Here is a 19239-nt window from a genome sequence, read left to right on the forward strand (position 1 = left end):
GCTACGCGGGATGACAGTCGTCGCCCCGGAGCTCGCCGACAGCCCAGTGGTCGCCTACGGCTACAGCGGCGGCGCGATCGCCACCACATGGACCGCGCAACTGCACCCGAGGTACGCGCCGGACGTGAAGTTGGCCGGTGCCGTCGCCGGCGGAACGCCCACCGACTTCTCGATGCTGCTCGACACCATGAACGGCACCATCGCGGCCGGGCTACTGGGCGCGGCGAGCATGGGTCTCGCGCGTGAGCACCCCGAGATGGTCGAGTTGTTCGGCCCGAAGGCGCTGCTGTTGGCGTCCTGGGTGAAGGACATGTCCGTCCTTCCCCTGGCCCTGGGCGGGTTGGCACGCCTGCGAATCGAGGACTTGGCGTCCGAACCCGACCCGTTCGACTCCGACATCGCGCGGCGGGTGATCGCCGCGAACCGTCCGGGTGCCGACGCGCCGTCGGTGCCGGTCGCGTTCTTCCACGGTTCCGCGAGTAAGTGGATCGGCGATCGCTTCATCCCCGAGGCCGGCGTGACTGCCCTGATCGAACAGTGGCGCAGCAAGGGTGCCAACGTGCACTACGAGCCCGTGGCAGGCGACCACTTCATCGGCGCCATGACTGGGCTGCCATTCGTGTTACGTTGGACCGCAGAACAATTCGCGGCCAACGGTTCGGGTTAGCTCGCCGAAGCAACATAGCGCTGTGACCTACGGAAATGCGGTGCCCCCAGTCGGACTCGAACCGACACTGTGCGGATTCAGGTCCTTTAAGTGGATTCGCATGAATTTCAAAGGACTCAATATTTGTTTATTTGCAACAGTTTTCGTGCATCGGCGTCCGGACGAGTCCATGCACGAACGTACCGACTTGTGACACTATCGTGACACCGAAGTACCGCCGATGCTCCGGCACCGGACAATCATGACCAGCCGCGGACGATTACGTCTTCGGGTGGACGGAATGCGCCATGCCGCAGCGACACTCTGTGCTGACTCGTGACAACAAGACTCATTCGTCACGAACCCAAATCGCCCCCGAGTCAGTTTGACCGTGCAACTGCGGGCTACACCGCGACAACTTCGCATCAGCGCACTTCGGCGTCGAAAGGGCAAGTGTCGTAGCTGCCCCTGTACGGCCGGGTTTCGCTACCCGGCCGAGCCGCGGACCGCCTGAAGTTCCTCTGGCGGTTCAGGCAAAGCCACAACGCTCTCTTGCACAGTCGACGCTGTTCTCGGGCCACCGACCTGATGGTCACACTGCCAGGACATGACATCCGTCATGTCCCGACGGTGATGTTGTCACCATTTCCAATGTTTGTGTGCACTGTTGCGCCCCGGTCGTCGAGACGACAGTAGGGATGCACAGAGCGAACCGAAGCATCGACGAGGAGGGCACCATGAACAGGCCGGAATCGACATCGGACGACAAAAACGAGACGCAGACAGTTCCCGGTCGCAAGACCACTGAAAAGGTCAATGCCACAGAGCTTCTGCTCGACGGCCTCGGCGGAACCAGCGGAATGATCTACACAGCCATTCCGGTCGTGGCCTTCGTCACCGCCAACGCTCTGGTGTCCCTTCCGATCGCCGTTGGCGTCGCGATCGCCATCGCGTTGGTGATCACTGTTCTTCGCGTCCGACGAGGCGAGCCGTTCGCGCAGGCCAGTGGCGGATTGCTGGGTGTCGTCGTCGCAGGCGGTATCGCCGCCTGGACAGGTTCGGCAGGAGGCTACTTCCTCATCGGCATCTGGCTGAGCCTGGCCGGCGCAGCACTGATGCTGGCCTCGATACTGGCACGACGACCGTTGACCGGACTGCTGTGGAATGCGCTGCACGGCAACGAGTACACGTGGCGGTCCAATCGCTCGGTCGCCCGCGCCCATTACATCGCGACATCGACATTCGCTGTGTTGTTCGGTGCCCGCTACGTCGTTCAGGACTGGTTGTACGACACCGATGCCACCGGGTGGCTCGCGCTTGCTCGGATCGCAATGGGCACCCCATTACTTGCAGCAGCAGTGCTCGTGACCGTCTGGGCCTTCCGTCGCTCCACAGCGCAGTTGGTTCACTCGAACCTTGCGTAGCTCCTGCAGGACGAGTTGTCCCTTGACTATGCCGTTAGGTCACAGTCGACACTGATTGCGACCTGATCGAACCGGAGGAGAGCGACATGGGCTGGAGCACTCGGCAGATCGCCGATCTCGCCGGCATCACCCTCAAGTCGGTGCGGCACTACCACGATGTCGGACTAATCGATGAGCCCGAGCGTGCCTCGAACGGCTACAAACAGTACAGCGTCACGCATCTCGTACGGCTGCTGCAGATCAAACGCCTGTCCGCACTGGGATTTTCGTTGGCCGACATAGCCGCTCAGGGTGACGGACGCGACCATCCGGAACAGGCACTGCGCACCCTGGATGCAGAACTCGGCGCGACGATCGAGCGCCTGCAGAGAGCACGGTTGGAGATCGCGATGCTTCTCCACGACTCCCTTCCGACCGATCTGCCGCCCGAACTCGGTCCTGCTGCAGCACATCTGACGACAGCGGACCGGCAGTTCATCACCTTCGCCAGCACCGTACTGAGCCCCACGGCCCTCGACGCCTACCATGACCTACTGCGGTCCACTCCGCAGCTGCCCACAGATCCAGAGTTCGACGACCTGCCGGCCGACGCCGACAGCGCCACCACCCGGGATCTTGCCGAACGAATGGCCCCGCACGTTCGCCGGCTGGCTACTCGCTTCCCAGCCCTGTTCGCCGACACAGAAACCGGCGGCGACAGGCAACGGGTGACTCACGCACTCGCAGTCGCCGTGGAAGACCTGTACAACCCCGCCCAACGCGACGTACTGCGACAGGTCGCGGCACTCAACGCTACCGATCCCGAATAGCACATCAGCACAATACAATTCGACAGGAGTCGACCGACCATGCCCCTATTCGACAACAGGAGAGCGAAGCTCTTCGCTGCAGCGTCAGCGTCGATGCTTCTGCTCGGTGCCTGCAGCCAGTCGCCGCCGGAACCGCACGCCGACTCTGAGCTGTCGGCCGATCTGCAGCAGTTCTACGACCAGAGCGTGACATTCGAGCCGTGCGAAGGCTACGGCACCACCACGACCGACGAGCAACTGTTTTCCAGTGACCCCGGATTCGAGTGCGCCCGCGTGGACGTGCCACTCGACTACGACGATCCGGACGGGCGCACGGCGCAGATCGCACTGCTCAAGGCACCCGCACGCGGCGAGAAAGTGGGCTCGCTCCTGCTCAACTCCGGTGGACCAGGTGGGCCGGGAATGAGCATGGCGGCATCAGGTGCGACGTCCACCTGGGCGCAGAGTCCTCTCACCGAACGATTCGACCTCATTGGATTCGATCCCCGCGGCGTCGGTGCGTCCACACCGGCCATCGACTGCTTCACCGACGAGGAACACGAGGCAGGACAGGCCTACACCACGGTCCTCACCGGCTCGAGAACCCTCACCGAGGACAGTGCACGACAGCTGGTGAGCCAATGCTCCGAACGATCCGGCGGCGACGACGTCCTCGAACACATCGGCACCCGAGATGCTGCCCGCGACATGGACATTCTCCGGGCCGTGCTCGGCGACGACACCCTGAGCTACTTCGGCCAGAGCTACGGAACGCGCCTCGGTGCGGTCTACGCCGAGATGTTCCCGGAGAACGTGCGCGCGATGGTTCTGGACGGCGGAATCGATCCGGGCCAGGGCACCGCAGAGCGCAGGATCTACCAATACGCCAACTTCCAGAAAGCTTTCGACGACATGGCCGCCGCATGCGCAAGCGCACCGGACTGCCCGCTGGGCACCGACCCGAGCAAGGCCGTCGACAACTTTCAACAGATCGTCAGACCGTTGATCGACAATCCGATCGTCACCGGCGATGGCCGCATCATGGACTTCGACGCCGCCTACGGGGCCGTCATCGCGGGGCTCTACGACTCCTCGGCATGGCCGGTCATCACCAAGGGCATCGCCGAACTCCAAGCAGGACAGGCCGATACGCTTCTCAAGATCAACGATATCTTCGGCGGACGCGACGCCGACGGCACCGTCCCGAACTTCTCCGAGGCGCTCTACGCGATCAACTGCATGGACGAACAGCGCAACACTCCGGAACAAGAAGTGGACCTCAAGCGCCAGATCCAGAAGATAGCACCGTTCACCGACGCAGGCCTCGGACCGGACGGCGCACGAGACCCCTGCCAATTCTGGCCTGCGGAACCGACTCTCGACATCCCCTACGCCACCGACATCGACGGACTACCCGACACACTGACCATCTCGATCACCGGAGACCCGTCCACACCGTACGAGGGAGGCGTCAACTTGGCGAACACCCTGGGCGGCTCGCTACTGCCCGTCGACGGCGACCAACACACCGTGGCGTTCGGCGCAACGAGCACCTGCGTCAACGACATCGTCGAGAACTACCTCGTCGATCTCCAATCCCCACCAGCAGAGGCTCGCTGCGCTCTGTAGCAGCCGAACGAAAGGACGAATCATGACTGCACCCCCACTGATCGCGGTCGAGGACTTCTTCGGCCCACCCGTTCGCTCCGGTGCCACGCTGTCACCGGACGGCACCAGGATGGCGTTTCTCGCGCCGTGGAAGAACCGTCTGAACGTGTGGATCGAGGACCTCTTGCCCGGAAGCGAACCACGCTGCGTCACAGCCGACGAGACTCGCAGTGTGCACGACTTCCGGTGGACGGACGACCCCCGCTGGCTGCTGTATCTGCAGGACACCGGTGGTGACGAGAACAGTCACGTGTTCCGCGTCGACCTGGAGGATTCCGATGCCGCGGCAGTAGATCTGACGCCGTTTCCCGGTTCCCGCGCAGTGGCCATCGAACCGGTGCGGGGTCGGGCCGGGGTGTATACCGTCCTGATCAATGCGAGAAGCATCGCCGAGTTCGATCTGTACGAAATCAAGATCGCCACAGGTGAACTGACGACGATCCGGCAGAGCCCGGGCGTCGGCCGGTATCCGATGCTCGGTGCCGACGGCAAGGTGTTCGTCTTCGCGATGACCGCCGACGGCACCTTCGACATCACCCGGTTGGACGAGTCCGGTACAGAAGCCACGGTGGCCTCGTTCGATGGCACCGATTACCCGATGGGCATCAGCCCGATGCAGATCACTGCGGACGGTACCGGCATGTGGCTGGGGTCCAAGCGCGGGCGCGACTTGGCCCATCTGATTCGACTCGACCTGGAGACCGGCGAGGAGACCGTCGTCGACAGTCACCCGACACTCGAACTCGACGGTGCGCGACGAGCCGTCGAGCAGACCTCGCCACCGCTGATCTGCGACAGTGCAACCGGAGAGCTCATCGGTGTTCGGTACCTGGGAGAACGCCAGGTGATCCATGCATTGGAACCGGGTTTCGCAGACATCCTGAAGAATCTGGAGCAACTGTTCGACGGTGACATCGGAGCACTGTCCTCCGACGAGAGCGGACAGAAGTGGATTGTCAGCTTCGTCCACGACCGCGATCCGTCCGTCACCTACTACTACGATCACAACACCGGATCGAGTCGCCGACTCTTCCGCCCCTACCCACACCTGGATCCCGGAGACATGGCCCCGATGGCACCGGTGAACGTCCAGGCGCGTGACGGGCTGACTCTGCCGTCGTATCTGACGCTTCCGGTAGGCGTGGAACCCGAGAGTCTGCCAATGGTTCTGTTGGTGCACGGCGGCCCCTGGTATCGGGATTCGTGGACCTTCGATCCCATCGCGCAAATGCTGGCGAACCGCGGATATGCAGTGTTGCAGGTCAACTTTCGCGGGTCCGTCGGATACGGCACAGCGCACACGAACGCCGGGGTCGGCCAATTCGCGGGCGCGATGCACGACGATCTGATCGATGCAGTGAACTGGGCGGTCGAGGCGGGATACGCCGATCGCGAGCGAGTGGCCATCATGGGTGGTTCCTACGGCGGCTATGCGGCGCTGGTGGGCGCATCGTTCACCCCCGACACGTTTGCCGCGGCGATCGACTGCGTCGGCATCTCGGACCTGTCGAACTTCATGCGCACCCAACCGGCCTTCATCGGCCCGGGAATCATCAACAGCTGGCACCGCTTCGTCGGCGACCCCGCCGACCCCGATCAGCTGGCCGACATGCTCGCACGATCCCCCATCTCCAAGCTAGACGCGATACGCGCGCCACTCCTGATTGCACAGGGCGCCAACGATCCTCGGGTCGTCAAGGCAGAATCGGACAACGTCGTCGAGCGCCTGAGGTCACGTGGCGTCGACGTCGACTACCTCGTGTTCGACGACGAGGGCCACGGATTCGTCAACCCGGAGAACAGTATTCGCTACTACCGCGCGGTGGAAAGTTTTCTCGCCCAACACCTCGGCGGCCGCAGTCAGCAATGATGCGGAAGCACAGTGGATGTGGATCGGAAGCTCGTCGTCGAAGTCAGTCCGAGTCGCCCTTCGGTATGGGTGCAGCGGTGTGAAAAAGCATCGAAATGGCGTGGTGCAGAACGTCTTTTTCCGAGCGAAGTCGAGCAGCGTCGGTCGGGAGGGCTCGTGCTACGGAGAGCCCGTCCAGTATCACGTTGAGATAGGCGGCGCGCTGGGTGTTATCACCCGGCGGCAGGGCACCTTCTTTGTGGAGGACGTCCAGCCAGTGTTCTATGTGCCGGAGTCCGGCCGCGCTGAAAGCGAGATACGTGTCGATGGCATCGGCGTTGGGCTCCGCGCTGAGGTAGGTGCCGAATGTCCGTCGCCACGTATCTCGGGCTTGCTCACCGGTCCCGGTGGCCGACAACACCTGCTGCATACACGCCAACAGTCGCTCCTCGGCAGGCACAGTGGCGTCTTCGATGACATTTTTGCTCGCCACCAGTCCGGTGATTCCCGCGGCGACTTCGTCCATCAACGCTCGCTGCGTGGGAAAGAAGTGACGCAGTGATCCGGTACTGACCCCTGCTCGCGCGGCGACCGCTCGGACGCTGATCCGGGTACCCGGATCCTCGGACACCATCGTCGCGGCTGCGATCAGAATTCGGTCCTTGGTGCTGGGTTCGCTGTTTCGAGTTTCCACATTGTCCGACACCTTCCCGACCCTAATACAGCGTGATACCTCAAGCCACCTATCACGCTGTGCTAGTGGCGTCGTTGGAAGAGAACCACACAGCGCTCGCACCTACGCCGCCGAGCATCTGAGGGAGGAATTACGATGCTTCACAGTCGATCTCACCGGAGCCAGAAGGATCGGGGCCGCCGGACGGCAATGCTCGAAACCGCCGCAGTGACGATGGCCGGTTTCCGGGCACTCACCTCGTGCAGCGCACCGTCCCCGGTCGAGCCGCAGCCTTCGCCTGCACCGACACGTTACGAACAGCAAATGCTCGACTTCTCTTCGTGCGACCCTGCTGCCACAGGCACTGCCGACGCCAGGGTTGAATGCACGACGCTCGAAGTACCGCTCGGTTACGCGATTGCCGACCACGGCGACTTACGTTGCGCTCTGTAGAGCCATGCTCGAGCACACCGTGGGTGTCTCGCCCAGCATCGCTGCGGCCCAGCGGATCTGGGCACGCGCCTGGTTGCTCCTCCTCAGCATTCGCGTCTGCATTTCCGCGACCATGTTCCATCACAGTGTGCTAGCGTCATCATCGACTATCACGCTGTACTAGAAAGATCGAGGATCGAGCAGATGGGAATCAACCAGTGGCGCTACCGCCGCATTCGCGCCGGATCGGGTGAACCGCTCCGCCGGTACCGCTGGTGGCAGATGTTCGGCAGATCGCTCCGGTCGATCACGCTCACCGCACCAGACAGCACGACGTCGGTCTACGCAGTCGATGTGCGGCACATGGGTGACGCAAAGGACGGTGAGGTGCGCGCTCGCCTCTACGTCGACGGCGCACTGCAGTCGTACGCGAAAATGCCGACCCGCTTCCCCGTCCCCGGAGGACGCATCGAGGTCGCGGCCACTGGATTCGGGCTCAAGCGCTGCCATTACGTGCGTGAGGACGGCACCGAACAGCAGCTGACTCCCGATCCCGCATCCGCAGAGGGGCGCCGCGCTCGACTGCACCACCGGCACCCCGGTCCGAGCCGCGTCATCGGTCTCATCTCGATCGTGTTCGTCATCGGCGGCCTCTGCGTGGAGGTGCCGCAGATCATCGCATCCCTCTCTCTTATTCCCCCCATCGCCGACTCGATCGGAGTGTTCACCTCACCCATCCGACTGCCGCTCCACGTCAACCTGCTCATCGGATTCGCCGCTGTCATCGGCAGCACTGAGCGAGCTCTACGGATGCGATCGAGCTGGATCGACGAACTCGCGAGCTGATCCCAACCGAAGGAACACCACCATGACCCACAGGACTCCCACAGATATCCGACCGAAGGACGACGAACGACGGCGATGGCCGAAGCCGGTGATGGCGGCGGCTGCCGCTGCTGCCTCAGTGCTCCTGCTCGCCGGATGCTCCGGTGTGGCACCCAACAACGTTGACAGCGAGAGCGAGGTGGGCCTTGACCGGTTCATGGAGCAGGAGCTCGAGTTCGGGGCGTGCGACGCCAGCATCGTGGACTCCCAGCCGCCCGTTCCCGAAGTGGTCGAGGCGGCAAAGAAGACGGAATGCGCGATGCTCACGGTGCCGATGGATTACGAGAACCTCGACGGCACGACCATCGAGATCGCCGTCTCGCGCATTTCCGCCACCGGCGACAACCCGATCGGCTCCGTCCTGCTGAACCCGGGCGGTCCCGGAGCGGCGGGGACGACGCTCGCCCCGCTCGTCAATGCCCTGTGGACGGGAGGCCCGATACCCGAGCGCTTCGACATCGTCGGTTTCGATCCCCGCGGAGTCGGTCTCAGCCAACCGGCAATCGACTGCTACTCCGATGAGGAGCGCGACGCCGACGCACCTCTGTCGGCTCTCGGCGAGTGGACCGAAGAATCCGCGCGCGCCATCGTCGACAAATGCGCCGACGGCTCCGGAAGCGAAGAGGTACTCGCCCATCTCGGGACCCGGGATGTCGCTCGCGACATGGATGTGCTCCGCTCCGCGCTCGGCGACGACAAACTGACTTATGCGGGAGTCAGCTATGGCACTCGACTCGGCTCGGTGTACGCCGAGATGTTCCCCGACAATGTCCGTGCTCTCATTCTCGACGGCGCGGTGGATCCGCTCATGGACACCGCGGATCGCAGGATCCAGCTCAGTGAAGGACTGCAGGCCTCGTTCCAGCGTTTCGCCGACTTCTGCGTGACTCAGGCCGCGTGCCCGCTCGGAACCGACCCGGCGCAGGCGACCGCTGCAGCCCAGGAGCTCCTCCAGCCTCTCGACAAAAAACCGCTGGTGGCCGCCGACGGACGAGAGGTCGGCTTCCTCGCCGCCAGCGAAGGACTTGTCTCCGGCCTCTACTCCGAAGCCAGCTGGCCCGCCATCGTCGCGGGGCTGACGGAGCTCGAAGCCGGGCGACCCGACGCCCTCCTCGCTATTCGCGACGGGTACTACGGCCGGTCCGACAATGGGGTGTACACCAATTCGTTCGAAGCGCTCTTCGCCATCAACTGCCTCGACGAGGAACGGTTCACCGAAGAAGAGATGACCCAGCTCGGCCACGATCTCAACGAGGCAGTGCCATTCCTCGACCCCGGATCCACTCCCCCTGCGCAGGACGGATGCGAGTTCTGGCCGGCCGAGCCCACACTTGGATACCCTTACGCCACCGACATCGACGGGCTTCCCGAGGTGCTCGTGGTTTCTGCCACCGGAGACCCCGTGACACCTCACGAAGGAGGCATCAGCCTGGCCGACACCCTCGGGGCGCGGTTGCTCACGGTCGAGGCCAACCAGCACGGGACGATCATCTCCGCCAACGCCTGCGTCGATGGAGCGATCGCCGACTACCTGATAGATCTCGAACTACCGGATGAAGGTACGCGCTGCACCATCTGACCCTCCTGAGCCATCGAGCGGGCCCCGACCCGCTCGATGGCTCAGCCGTACCGGCAATCAATCGCGAACTGCAGCAATCGCATCGGCGTGGACTGCCGCATGCCTCGGCTGCGCGTCATGGATCATCCTCGCTGGGTTCGTGCTTACCGTGGCGGAAACAGTGGCAAATTCTTCGATGAGTGAAGATGAGAGGCCGGGGGTGTCGAGCAGGTTGAACAGTTCAGCCAGGTCCAGTTGTGACAGCCTCGTGACACCGAGCCACACGCGAAGAAAACGGTCCGCCAGGAAACTGGGCCTGAGCTTCACGAATACGAAGTTTTTACGATGGAAAGTGAGTACGCGGATCTGAAATCCGCTGTCTCGGTTGTCCACTCAGATCTGTGGGAAGCCACCGAAGTCCACGCAACCACCCGAAAGCACTGTCCCGATCCAGAAATCTGGATCCATATGGACTCTGGTGCCCCCAGTCGGACTCGAACCGACACCGTGCGGATTTCAAGTCGCTAGAAGTGGATTCACCTGAACGTCCCTGGACTCGGTATCTGTTTATTCGCAACGCTTTTCGTACATCACCGTCCGAACCCGTCCATGCACGAACGTACCGACTTGTGACACTCTCGTGACACCGAACTGCCGCCGATCCTCCGACACCGGACAGTCCCGATCGTTGCCGGACAGCCACGGTATCGGGTGGACGGAGAGCGTCCTGACGATCCAGGCTGCGTGCGGGCCCGTGACAACGAGTCTCAGTCGTCACGAACCCACATCGCCTTCGAGTCACTAGGACCGTGCAACTGCAGGCTCCACCGCGTTTGCGCATTTCGGTGTCGAATGGGCAGGTTTCGTCACTGCCACTGTGCGGCCGGGATTTCACTACCCGGCTACCTGCGCGATCCGTCCTGAAGTTGCGGAGCCGGACCACGAGGCCGTCGCGGTGATACACAGCGATGTCAAAAAAGGAGGTTGGGAATTTGCTGGCGGCGATGATGCCGGCGAAGCCGAACGATTAACTAATCTTCAACACCGACCAGATGGTGCCCACGACATCGCGGAAACGACAGTTTGCGCACCGTCATCACATCCTGGAGGCGAGTACGCACGACCGACTAGAGGAGACTGCCGATACGACGGATAATGTCACGTAGACGTCTGCATATTCTGTGCTGCAGCAGTTTTCGTTGTTTGGTTGCGTTGGCCCAGTTACATTCTCTTCGACATCGGAAGCATGGATCGTCCGGTAGCCGAGTGACTCGAAGCCGGCTGGAGCGAGCTATGCGTCGAGCACCGTGAACTCGCGAACGTCGGCGGCGATGATCGCGGCGGTCTGCTCGGGGTCCGGACCGGATCCGCGAAATTCGTGCATCTGCTGCTCGGTCGTCCAGCGTTCGTACAGTTTGATTCGAGCTGGTTCGACGAGGTCCGCCCCGAGTGCGAAGTCGATGCACCCGGGGGCGGCGCGAGCGAGGCGGACCACCTCGGCGCAGTCGTCGAGAAAGTGCTGGCGGTCGGTCGGGTTCACGGTGAGGTATCCGGCAACGATGATCATGTGGATACGGACAATATCCACGCCGATAAGTCACCGCCGGATCGCGGCCTGCATAGCCGTGTCCGCAGGGCTGTGCGACTGGTCTCGGAAAATACATGTTGAATATCCATCGATACAGACGAAATTTCCGCGGACGGGGTTGCTCAGGTCAGGAGCACAGCGACCTGGGCCTCGATCTCGGCTACCACGTCCTCGACCGACTTGTCGACGTTGATCGTCGCGGCCATGGCGACGAACATGATGGCGGACACGACGTGGGCTGTCAGAGCCGCCCGTTGTGGGTCGACGGTGCCGTCGCGCGTCAGGATCGAGGCTATCTCGCCCTCCGTCTCCGCGATCAGCCCCAGAGCGACAGCGTGATGCGGCTCCTCCGGATCACCGAACACGATCTCGCGCAAATATGTTCGCCCGTTGTCGACCTGCTTCCGATTGCACTCGACGACGGGCCGCACGATAGCCATCACAGCATCGAGCGTGTCCTCGATGGCTGGCACCGCCGCCCGGCCTCGCTCGAGAGCTTCACCGTAGGTCGAGTTCTGCACGAGCAGCAGTAGTTCGCCCTTCGTCTTCGCATACAGGAACAACGTCCCGGTTCCGATGTCCGCCTTCTCGGCGATCTGCTGCGTGGTCACCTCGTCGACCCCGCGCTCGAGAAACAGTTCGCTCGCCGCCGCCGTGATGCGGGCGAGCTTGTCCTGCTTGTTTCGCTCTCGTCGGCTCACGGGCTCGCGGTGGGGACTGGACATCGTCGACCTTTCGGGAATATTTATGATTACACTCAGTTATGAGTATAGTCAGTATTGTTGCGCACTCACTCACGCACACAGCATGCCAACACTCTCCAACTCAGTCGTATTCGTGACCGGCGCGAACGGCGGAATCGGACCAGGAAGTCGATCATGAAAGCGTTCGTTCTCACCAAGTACAAGCAACCCCTCGAATTGCGCGACGTCGCAGAGCCGACCATCGGCGAGAAGGAAGTCCTCGTCCGCGTCGAGGCCGTCGGACTGAACCAACTCGACGAGAAGATCCGTCTGGGCGAGTTCAAACAGATCCTGCCGTATTCGCTTCCGCGCACACTCGGATACGACGTCGCCGGCACCGTCCTGAAGGTCGGAGCGAAAGTGCGCAGCGTCGCCGCGGGCGACGAGATCTATTCTCGGGTCGGCACCGACCACGTCGGAACCCTCGCCGAACGCGTCGCGGTAGCGGAGACCGAGGTGGCGCTGCGCCCCACGACGGTGACCACAGTCGAAGCCGCATCGCTCCCGCTCGTTGCTCTCACCGCCTGGCAGGCTCTCGTCGGGAAGGGCAACGTGCGAAGCGGCCACAAAGTGCTCGTCCACGCAGGCGCCGGCGGTGTCGGCACCATTGCGATCCAATTGGCGAAATACCTGGGGGCAACCGTCGCCACCACCGCCAGCGCTGCGAATACCGATTTCCTCCAGGACCTCGGTGCAGATCTCGTGATCGACTACCGAACCCAGGATTTCGAGACCCTCCTCACCGACTTCGACCTCGTCATCGACAGTCTCGGTGGTGAAAACCTCGAGAAGTCTCTACGCGTATTGAAGCCCGGCGGCAAGGCCATCGGCATCACCGGCCCTCCGGATCCGACCTTCGCACGCGAGGCTCGGCTCAATCCCGTTCTCCGACTTGCCATCGCAGCCCTGAGCCGGAAGATCCGCAGACAGGCCCGAAAGCTGGGCGTGGACTACGAGTTCATGTTCATGCACTCCGATGGTGACCAGCTCCGCCGTATCGCGGCACTGGTCGACGACGGAACCATTCGCCCCGTCGTCGGAGCCACCTACCCCTTCGAGGAGACGCAGGAGGCCCTGCAGTCACTCGGCCGGGGCGGCGTCCGCGGCAAAACCGTCGTCACCCTCCCCCACAACCAGAAAGCCAACGACCAATGAGCAACGACAACACCTCGATCATCAGGTCCTACGCGAACGCTCCTGTCCGTTCGGTCACCGCCGGCGGCACCACCTACTCGTACCGAGAACTCGGACCGACGGGCGGCATCCCCGTCGTGTTCTTCGTCCATCTCGCCGCGAACCTCGACAACTGGGATCCGCGCATCGTCGATCCCATCGCTCAGGATCGACACGTCATAGCCTTCGACAACACCGGCGTCGGTGCATCCTCCGGCAGGGTCCCCAGCACCATCGAGGAGGCCGCCGACGACGCCTACACCTTCATACGTGCACTCGGATTCGACACCGTCGACATCTTCTCCTTCTCACTCGGCGGAATGATCGCCCAGGACCTCACCGTCAAGCACCCCGAACTCGTCCGCAAACTCGTCCTCACCGGAACCGGACCCCGTGGTGGACAGCACATCGACAAGGTCGCCGGCGTCACCTACTGGGACATCCTGCGCGCAACACTCACCCGATCGGACCCGAAAGAGTTCTTGTTCTTCAACCGCAACGCAACCGGCAAGCGCGCGGGCAAGGCTTTCGTCGAACGCTTGAAAGAGCGCACCCACAACCGCGACAAGGACGTCAGCATCTCGGCGTTTCGCACGCAACTGTCCGCGATCAAGAAATACGGTCGGTCGGCACCGTCCGATCTGTCCAAGATCACCCAACCGACGTTGATTGCCAACGGAGACAACGACCGTATGGTGCCCAGCGTCCTGTCCGAAGACATGCACCGACGCATCGCCGGCAGCGAACTCGTCATCTACCCCGACTCCGGACACGGCGGCATCTTTCAGTTCCACGAGCAGTTCGCACCCCGTGTGGTCGAATTCCTCAATCGCTGACCGTTTCTCACGCACCGAAGTCTTGCCGCGTCACCATCCCGTCCCTACGCAAAGCAAAGAAAGTCCTGCCTGAATCCAGTACCGAATGTGCGAGAAGGCTTGGTTCGAGGTTGCGGTCTGCGTTGCACACAGTGAAGTGGAAGGTGTCTGCGTTCGACTCGCTCGCAGAGCCCAACGCGGCATGCCCTGACTCGCCTGTGCACTTGCGCGCCGTGCAGACCGGTCGCACCTCTCACGCGCCTTGTTGACCCTGTCGCCGTCGGTCCATGTCCTCCACGATGAACACGACATCGAAAGTCTGGGTAAGCGAAGACGACGGGAGATCGAGGTGCTGATGGCGCTGCGATGGGTGCGGGCGATGATCCCGGTGTCGCGCTCCCGCGAGCCGGCGCTCGTCTTGGATTCGATCGACGCGACATTTCGGGTTCTGCCGGGTGCCTCGACATGCTGATGCACACGACGAATGGGCGGTACCTGTCGATTCTCGACGCCGCCCGCATCTCGTACCTGACGCGGACGGGTCTGTGGCGGTGGTGTGGCATCAAGATGACCTGTAAGCCGCGCTGCGCGTAGATATCCAGTCGATACCGGATGCGCCGATACCGTCTCCAATCCCTCTAAGTAACAATCGAATTCATGGACACGACAGTGTCCCGCGGGCTCTGCGTGCCGCCTGCTGCAATTCCGCACCCTCAGCCGGTAGACGCGCGTACGCTCACACGATGTCGGGTAACGAACATGATCAAGGGCCACGAGCAGGACCACCTGAAATTGCCGAGGCGGTCTCGGTCCTGCTGATCGCCGACCCCGGCAAACCCACTGCTCTCGCTCACAAGCTCGCGAAAAAGCTGCCGGAACGCCTGCGACACCGAGACCGCAACGAGCGCAGATGGACTGTGTCCGTGCGCAGCGAGCCGTACCTCTCCGATGAGCAGGCCGACTTCGCAGACGCCATCGACGCAGTCGAACCGTCTTCGGAGAACGACGATGTCGTCGTCTACCTCACTGATCTACCGCGGCGCGACGACACCGTGCCGGTGGTCGCCGACGTCAGCGCCGCACATCTGTTCGCGCTCGTCTCCATCGCCGCCGTCGGCGGGATTCGCATCGAGGACCGGGTGCGTGCCGTCGCCGAACTCGCGATCGCGTTCGTCCTCGGTGAACCGACACTCGCGCCGGCCGGTGCGCAGCGGCGATTTCCCTCCCAGCAGATCGACAGCGGTACGCGATATTTTGCTCCCCGGGGTCTGCGACGGCTGCGGTTGCTGTCGGGGATGGTGCGTGCGAACCGGCCGTGGCGACTGGTCACCGGGCTGTCGAAAGTTCTCGTCGGCGCATTCGCCACCGGTGCGTTCGCCTTGGCGACGAACACGATCTGGCTGTTCGCCGACACGATGGGCCCGTGGCGCATGAGCGCAGCAACGTTGCTGTCGATCACGGCCATGGTTCTGTGGCTGGTCCTCGATCACCAGTTGTGGGAGCGGCCCACGTCCCAGGACGAGCGCGAGCGGTCCGTGCTGTACAACACCGCCACCGTCGTCACCCTGGTCATCGGTGTCCTCGTTCTGCACGTGGCCTTGTTCGGGTTGCTTCTGCTCACCGCATCGATCGCGTTACCCCCTCAGCTGCTGTCCAGCACGCTCGGACATATGGTCAGCTTCTCCGACTACCTCACGCTCGCCTGGCTGCTGGCATCGATCGCCACCATCGGCGGTGCACTCGGTTCAGGACTGGAGGACGACACCGCCGTCACAGACGCCGCCTACGGGATCCGGCAACGACAGCGAATCGAGCAGACACAGAATCGCTCTTGAAAGGCGTAAGGACAGTCCAATCGGCGACTACAGCTGACGACCACGACGATCCACACACACGATTCACGGTCCGCCCGACCCACCAGCGCTCGCGAGCGCGACACCGGTAGAGCCCCGGTGGACGGATGAACCGTTGCGCGCCACGTCCGCCAGATTCACGGTACTCGAGTGTCCGGCTATGCGAATACACGAACTCGGCAATTGTCGAATGTGCGCGTGCGTTGTTGTCGGTCACTGCCTCAGAGCTTCTCGGCCAAGACGTCGAGGTAGCTGATTTCTGCTGGCACAGCGAGAAGTTCGTCGGTGCGTTCGCCGAGCGCCGTGCCGACTGGCCCACCGAGGTGCGTCTCACGGGTGCCCTGATCGGGGAACGCGTCGATGATGCCGAACGTCGAAGGACCGAACCGTACCGCCAACCACGGCCTCGTGCCAGGCTCCCGTTCGACGAGGGGCAGCGCTGATCGGAGAAAATCCTCGACTGCGTCTTCCTTGCCGGGCTTGGCTTCGAGTTGTACCAGCGACGCTTTGGTAACCATGTCGGATCTCCCGTTGAAGGGGTGGACGTGATCGAGCATCTAACCGATCACCGGCAAAGGAATGGCCGCCCGGCGAGTACGGACATGCAATCTCGTTTTGCCCTGGTAATTTCGGAGCCGGGAGCGCACACTTCATGGTGTAGGTAATGGACACACCTGGAATGCGTATCCGCTGTCGCCAGACTGTGACGCGAAAAATGGTGTTGTGCCAACGATTTGGGTTCTCAACATTTGTACGCTGTCGCGTCAGGCGCAGCCGTACGATTCATTCGATCGATCACATGCACGCGCCTGTGTTCGCCGGGCCGGAACCGACCGGGCATGCGGTGTCAGGCCGGTATCGACGAAAGCGAGTGCGCAACGCTGCGGTATTGGCATGAGCGCAACGTGGTATTCGCATGAGACCGGTGCGCAGACGAGGGGTAGGCACACTCGCCCGAATGTCGCACCGGTGTCGTTGGCTCAGGGGTCGACGATCCACTCGTGCTGCAGGCCGAATTCCTTCGATACCTGTTGCTGTGCAACATTATCCAGAAATTTCGGTCGGCCCCCGAAGGAGTGACCGATCGGCCGGACGCAGATCGGCACACCCAACGCGACGCACGAGCCGCGAGACGTCAAACTCAAACCAAGAGAAGGAGATCGAAATGTCTGCCCTCACCCTCGCAGCCGCCCGCACGATCATCGCCGCAGCTGAGAAGAAGGCCGACGAGATCGGCCAGCCCATGAACATCGCGGTCGTCGATGCCGGCGGCAACCTCATCTGCCACGTCCGCCAAGACGGTGCCTGGATTGGAAGCATCGATATTTCGATCAGTAAAGCCTGGACATCGAGGGCATTCGACATCCAGACCAAGGAGCTCGGAGACAATTCGCAGCCGACGCAACAGTTCTTCGGCATCTACACCACCAACGGAGGCAAAGTCGCCATCTTCGCTGGCGGCGTCCCGCTCGAACACGACGGCGTCGTCATCGGAGGCCTCGGAGTCAGCGGCGGATCCGGCGAGCAGGACCAGGCTGTCGCCGAAGCAGGTCTCGTCGCGATCTAGACCCACCACTACGCGCCCGGTGCGTATGACGGTACGACTAGACCCACAGCACAGTTCACGAACGTTCGCGCGTCGGCGCGGACGCGTCGAAGTTCGGTGTAGAGCCCTTCGCAACAGTGCGCGACTGGACGTCTCGGTTGTGGGTTCAGTTGGCGGACGGGTGAGCACTTCTCCCATTGCACAGGGGTGCCCTTGCCTCCATCATCATCCTCCGCCTAGACACCACGAAGGTCAACATCCACGGCGGAGCTATTGCCTTGGGCCACCCGGTCGGAATGTCCGGTGCCCGGCTCGCGCTCTCGCTTGCGCATTTGATGAAGCGGCGTGGTGGAGGTGTGGGCGCAGCGGCTCTTTGCGGCGGCGGCCAGGGGAACGCGTTGATTCTGCGCAGCGGCAACGCCGCTCGTGATTGACCGGGGCAGACCAGCTCACACCACCCTCGACACCGAGCGATCCACCGTCACGGATATCGACGAACAAGGCCCCGCTGCACGGTGTCCGCGTCATCGGGCTCGAAAGCTTCATCGCCGCCCCGTTCGCGAGCAGGTTGGTCGCCGACGTCGGTGCCGAGGTCATCAGAATCGCCGAGTCGCGGCGTTCGAGGGCATCGTCGGCATGTAGCGATCCGAATGTGAACGAATTGAAGGGCTGGCAAGTCCACGCACGTCGACTCACAACCATCTGGATGCTCACGCGGCAATTGTGACAACGTTGTGACACCGAGAACGAACGCCACAGAGCTCTAAGCCCCTGAACTGCGGAAACGAAATTATTGGCCTACGGGAATGTCGATTACCGCGGATCTCAAATCCGCTGTCTCGGTTGTCCAATCAAATACGTGGTAGACCGCCGAAGACCACGCTACCACCCGAAAAGCGCTGTCCTGGTCCAGAAATCTGGATCCATATGGACTGTGGTGCCCCCAGTCGGACTCGAACCGACACTGTGCGGATTTTAAGTCCGGAGGGATGGATTCTAATGGACTCCGATGAATCCAAATTTTCCTGCAGCACAACATTTTTCGTACACGAGGGTACTTGCTGATCCATGCCGATCCGTACCGACTTGTGTCACTCTCGTGTCAACGGGAACAGTCGATAGGACCCACTCGGACGCGGATGTTTCTTCCCGTATCTACGTGGACCCGGTGCCCGATCTGGAGAAAACCTGAATCCTCTGTGCGCGTCCGAAGAGGCCACCATCCGAGTCAACGAACTCCGCAGTGCGCGTCTGCAGAATAGTAGGACTTGTCCGGTATCGGGCGAAAGCCGGTCATCGAGCGCCGGCCCTGCCAGTCACCACCCCGGGCGTTCGAGTCAGAATTCGCACGCCCAACCGACGTCCTCCCTTTCCCTTCCGATCGCAAGCTAGTTCTCCGCTCACGGGCGCTCATCCTTGTCGAAACACCCGCCCGAATGGCCGTCACGCGCGGACCGCGCAAACGAAGAGGGGCATCGAGCTCCGCTCACCCGACCTGGTGATTGACATCACAGAGCAGGGCGGCTATCTTTCAAACTGACATCAGTTCAGTTTGGCGAATGAGGCCGTTGGCTCGAATTCGTACGCCGAGTCTGCGA

17 protein-coding genes and 1 pseudogene are annotated in these 19239 nt (G+C 62.4%); 13 read left to right on the forward strand and 5 right to left on the reverse strand.

Annotated elements, in window-relative coordinates:
• The 5 genes from CH249_RS26445 to CH249_RS26465 all read left to right on the forward strand — a co-directional run.
• A partial coding sequence (locus tag CH249_RS26445; RefSeq protein WP_218828395.1) for a lipase family protein occupies positions 1–667 on the forward strand: 667 nt, incomplete at its 5' end.
• Positions 668–1383: 716 nt separating this feature from the next.
• On the forward strand, positions 1384–2070 hold the full coding sequence (locus CH249_RS26450) for a DUF3159 domain-containing protein (protein ID WP_256988494.1): 687 nt from the start codon (positions 1384–1386) through the stop codon (positions 2068–2070).
• A gap of 86 nt (positions 2071–2156) precedes the next feature.
• Complete coding sequence (locus tag CH249_RS26455; protein ID WP_094683128.1) at positions 2157–2879, forward strand: MerR family transcriptional regulator; 723 nt, start codon at positions 2157–2159, stop codon at positions 2877–2879.
• A 39-nt stretch (positions 2880–2918) separates the two neighbouring features.
• Entirely contained in the window at positions 2919–4487 is a 1569-nt protein-coding gene (locus CH249_RS26460; protein WP_218828396.1) for an alpha/beta fold hydrolase, read from the forward strand.
• 22 nt (positions 4488–4509) lie between these two features.
• Complete coding sequence (locus CH249_RS26465; RefSeq protein WP_094683129.1) at positions 4510–6396, forward strand: S9 family peptidase; 1887 nt, start codon at positions 4510–4512, stop codon at positions 6394–6396.
• Between the two features lie 43 nt (positions 6397–6439).
• Here the strand turns inward: CH249_RS26465 and CH249_RS26470 are convergent, their stop codons facing one another.
• Positions 6440–7081: a TetR/AcrR family transcriptional regulator gene (locus tag CH249_RS26470; protein ID WP_218828397.1), complete on the reverse strand. Its 642-nt coding sequence runs from the start codon at positions 7079–7081 to the stop codon at positions 6440–6442.
• A gap of 603 nt (positions 7082–7684) precedes the next feature.
• Between CH249_RS26470 and CH249_RS26475 the strand changes: the two genes are divergently transcribed.
• Complete coding sequence (locus tag CH249_RS26475; protein WP_045196239.1) at positions 7685–8326, forward strand: hypothetical protein; 642 nt, start codon at positions 7685–7687, stop codon at positions 8324–8326.
• A gap of 22 nt (positions 8327–8348) precedes the next feature.
• A complete protein-coding gene (locus CH249_RS26480) occupies positions 8349–9944 on the forward strand; it encodes an alpha/beta hydrolase (protein WP_094683130.1) in 1596 nt (531 codons plus the stop codon).
• Between the two features lie 57 nt (positions 9945–10001).
• Here CH249_RS26480 and CH249_RS26485 read toward each other — a convergent pair whose 3' ends face one another.
• The 3 genes from CH249_RS26485 to CH249_RS26495 form a co-directional block, all read right to left on the reverse strand.
• Positions 10002–10250 (reverse strand): hypothetical protein, encoded by a 249-nt coding sequence (locus CH249_RS26485; protein ID WP_143544597.1) that lies wholly within the window; start codon positions 10248–10250, stop codon positions 10002–10004.
• 964 nt (positions 10251–11214) lie between these two features.
• Positions 11215–11511 carry a putative quinol monooxygenase gene (locus CH249_RS26490; protein WP_373453519.1) on the reverse strand — a complete coding sequence of 99 codons (297 nt, stop codon included), beginning with the start codon at positions 11509–11511 and terminating at the stop codon, positions 11215–11217.
• Between the two features lie 122 nt (positions 11512–11633).
• Entirely contained in the window at positions 11634–12236 is a 603-nt protein-coding gene (locus tag CH249_RS26495) for a TetR/AcrR family transcriptional regulator (RefSeq protein ID WP_094683133.1), read from the reverse strand.
• 153 nt (positions 12237–12389) lie between these two features.
• Between CH249_RS26495 and CH249_RS26500 the strand changes: the two genes are divergently transcribed.
• The 3 genes from CH249_RS26500 to CH249_RS26510 all read left to right on the forward strand — a co-directional run bounded on the left by CH249_RS26500 (position 12390) and on the right by CH249_RS26510 (position 16077).
• Positions 12390–13409, forward strand: a complete 1020-nt coding sequence (locus tag CH249_RS26500) for an NADP-dependent oxidoreductase (protein ID WP_094683134.1) — start codon at positions 12390–12392, stop codon at positions 13407–13409.
• Positions 13406–14263, forward strand: a complete 858-nt coding sequence (locus tag CH249_RS26505; protein ID WP_094615788.1) for an alpha/beta fold hydrolase — start codon at positions 13406–13408, stop codon at positions 14261–14263. Before CH249_RS26500 ends, CH249_RS26505 begins: the two co-directional genes overlap by 4 nt.
• A 722-nt stretch (positions 14264–14985) precedes the next feature.
• Complete coding sequence (locus CH249_RS26510; RefSeq protein WP_094683135.1) at positions 14986–16077, forward strand: hypothetical protein; 1092 nt, start codon at positions 14986–14988, stop codon at positions 16075–16077.
• A gap of 239 nt (positions 16078–16316) precedes the next feature.
• Here the strand turns inward: CH249_RS26510 and CH249_RS26515 are convergent, their stop codons facing one another.
• The gene (locus CH249_RS26515) at positions 16317–16613 is read right to left on the reverse strand and encodes a putative quinol monooxygenase (protein ID WP_094683153.1); all 297 of its coding nucleotides are present in this window, start codon (positions 16611–16613) and stop codon (positions 16317–16319) included.
• A 647-nt stretch (positions 16614–17260) separates the two neighbouring features.
• Between CH249_RS26515 and CH249_RS26520 the strand changes: the two genes are divergently transcribed.
• From CH249_RS26520 to CH249_RS26530, 3 genes and pseudogenes are all read left to right on the forward strand, one after another.
• Positions 17261–17662 (forward strand): heme-binding protein, encoded by a 402-nt coding sequence (locus CH249_RS26520; protein ID WP_037176253.1) that lies wholly within the window; start codon positions 17261–17263, stop codon positions 17660–17662.
• A 191-nt stretch (positions 17663–17853) separates the two neighbouring features.
• Positions 17854–18075: pseudogene (locus CH249_RS26525) on the forward strand (acetyl-CoA C-acyltransferase); the annotation flags it as partial.
• The gene (locus tag CH249_RS26530; protein WP_037176252.1) at positions 18072–18368 is read left to right on the forward strand and encodes a CoA transferase; all 297 of its coding nucleotides are present in this window, start codon (positions 18072–18074) and stop codon (positions 18366–18368) included. The pseudogene CH249_RS26525 and the gene CH249_RS26530, both read left to right, overlap by 4 nt.
• Positions 18369–19239: the final 871 nt, after the last annotated feature.

The organism is Rhodococcus sp. 05-2255-3B1, from assembly GCF_002258545.1.
In the GTDB taxonomy this organism is placed as follows: Bacteria; Actinomycetota; Actinomycetes; order Mycobacteriales; family Mycobacteriaceae; genus Rhodococcoides.

Excerpts from the sequence above, each read along its gene's own strand:
- CH249_RS26450 (WP_256988494.1), top strand. The coding sequence starts at position 1,384 with ATGAACAGGCCGGAATCGACATCGGACGACAAAAACGAGACGCAGACA.
- CH249_RS26455 (WP_094683128.1), top strand. The coding sequence starts at position 2,157 with ATGGGCTGGAGCACTCGGCAGATCGCCGATCTCGCCGGCATCACCCTC.
- CH249_RS26460 (WP_218828396.1), top strand. The coding sequence starts at position 2,919 with ATGCCCCTATTCGACAACAGGAGAGCGAAGCTCTTCGCTGCAGCGTCA.
- CH249_RS26465 (WP_094683129.1), top strand. The coding sequence starts at position 4,510 with ATGACTGCACCCCCACTGATCGCGGTCGAGGACTTCTTCGGCCCACCC.
- CH249_RS26475 (WP_045196239.1), top strand. The coding sequence starts at position 7,685 with ATGGGAATCAACCAGTGGCGCTACCGCCGCATTCGCGCCGGATCGGGT.
- CH249_RS26480 (WP_094683130.1), top strand. The coding sequence starts at position 8,349 with ATGACCCACAGGACTCCCACAGATATCCGACCGAAGGACGACGAACGA.
- CH249_RS26495 (WP_094683133.1), bottom strand. The coding sequence starts at position 12,236 with ATGTCCAGTCCCCACCGCGAGCCCGTGAGCCGACGAGAGCGAAACAAG.
- CH249_RS26500 (WP_094683134.1), top strand. The coding sequence starts at position 12,390 with ATGAAAGCGTTCGTTCTCACCAAGTACAAGCAACCCCTCGAATTGCGC.
- CH249_RS26505 (WP_094615788.1), top strand. The coding sequence starts at position 13,406 with ATGAGCAACGACAACACCTCGATCATCAGGTCCTACGCGAACGCTCCT.
- CH249_RS26510 (WP_094683135.1), top strand. The coding sequence starts at position 14,986 with ATGTCGGGTAACGAACATGATCAAGGGCCACGAGCAGGACCACCTGAA.
- CH249_RS26515 (WP_094683153.1), bottom strand. The coding sequence starts at position 16,613 with ATGGTTACCAAAGCGTCGCTGGTACAACTCGAAGCCAAGCCCGGCAAG.
- CH249_RS26520 (WP_037176253.1), top strand. The coding sequence starts at position 17,261 with ATGTCTGCCCTCACCCTCGCAGCCGCCCGCACGATCATCGCCGCAGCT.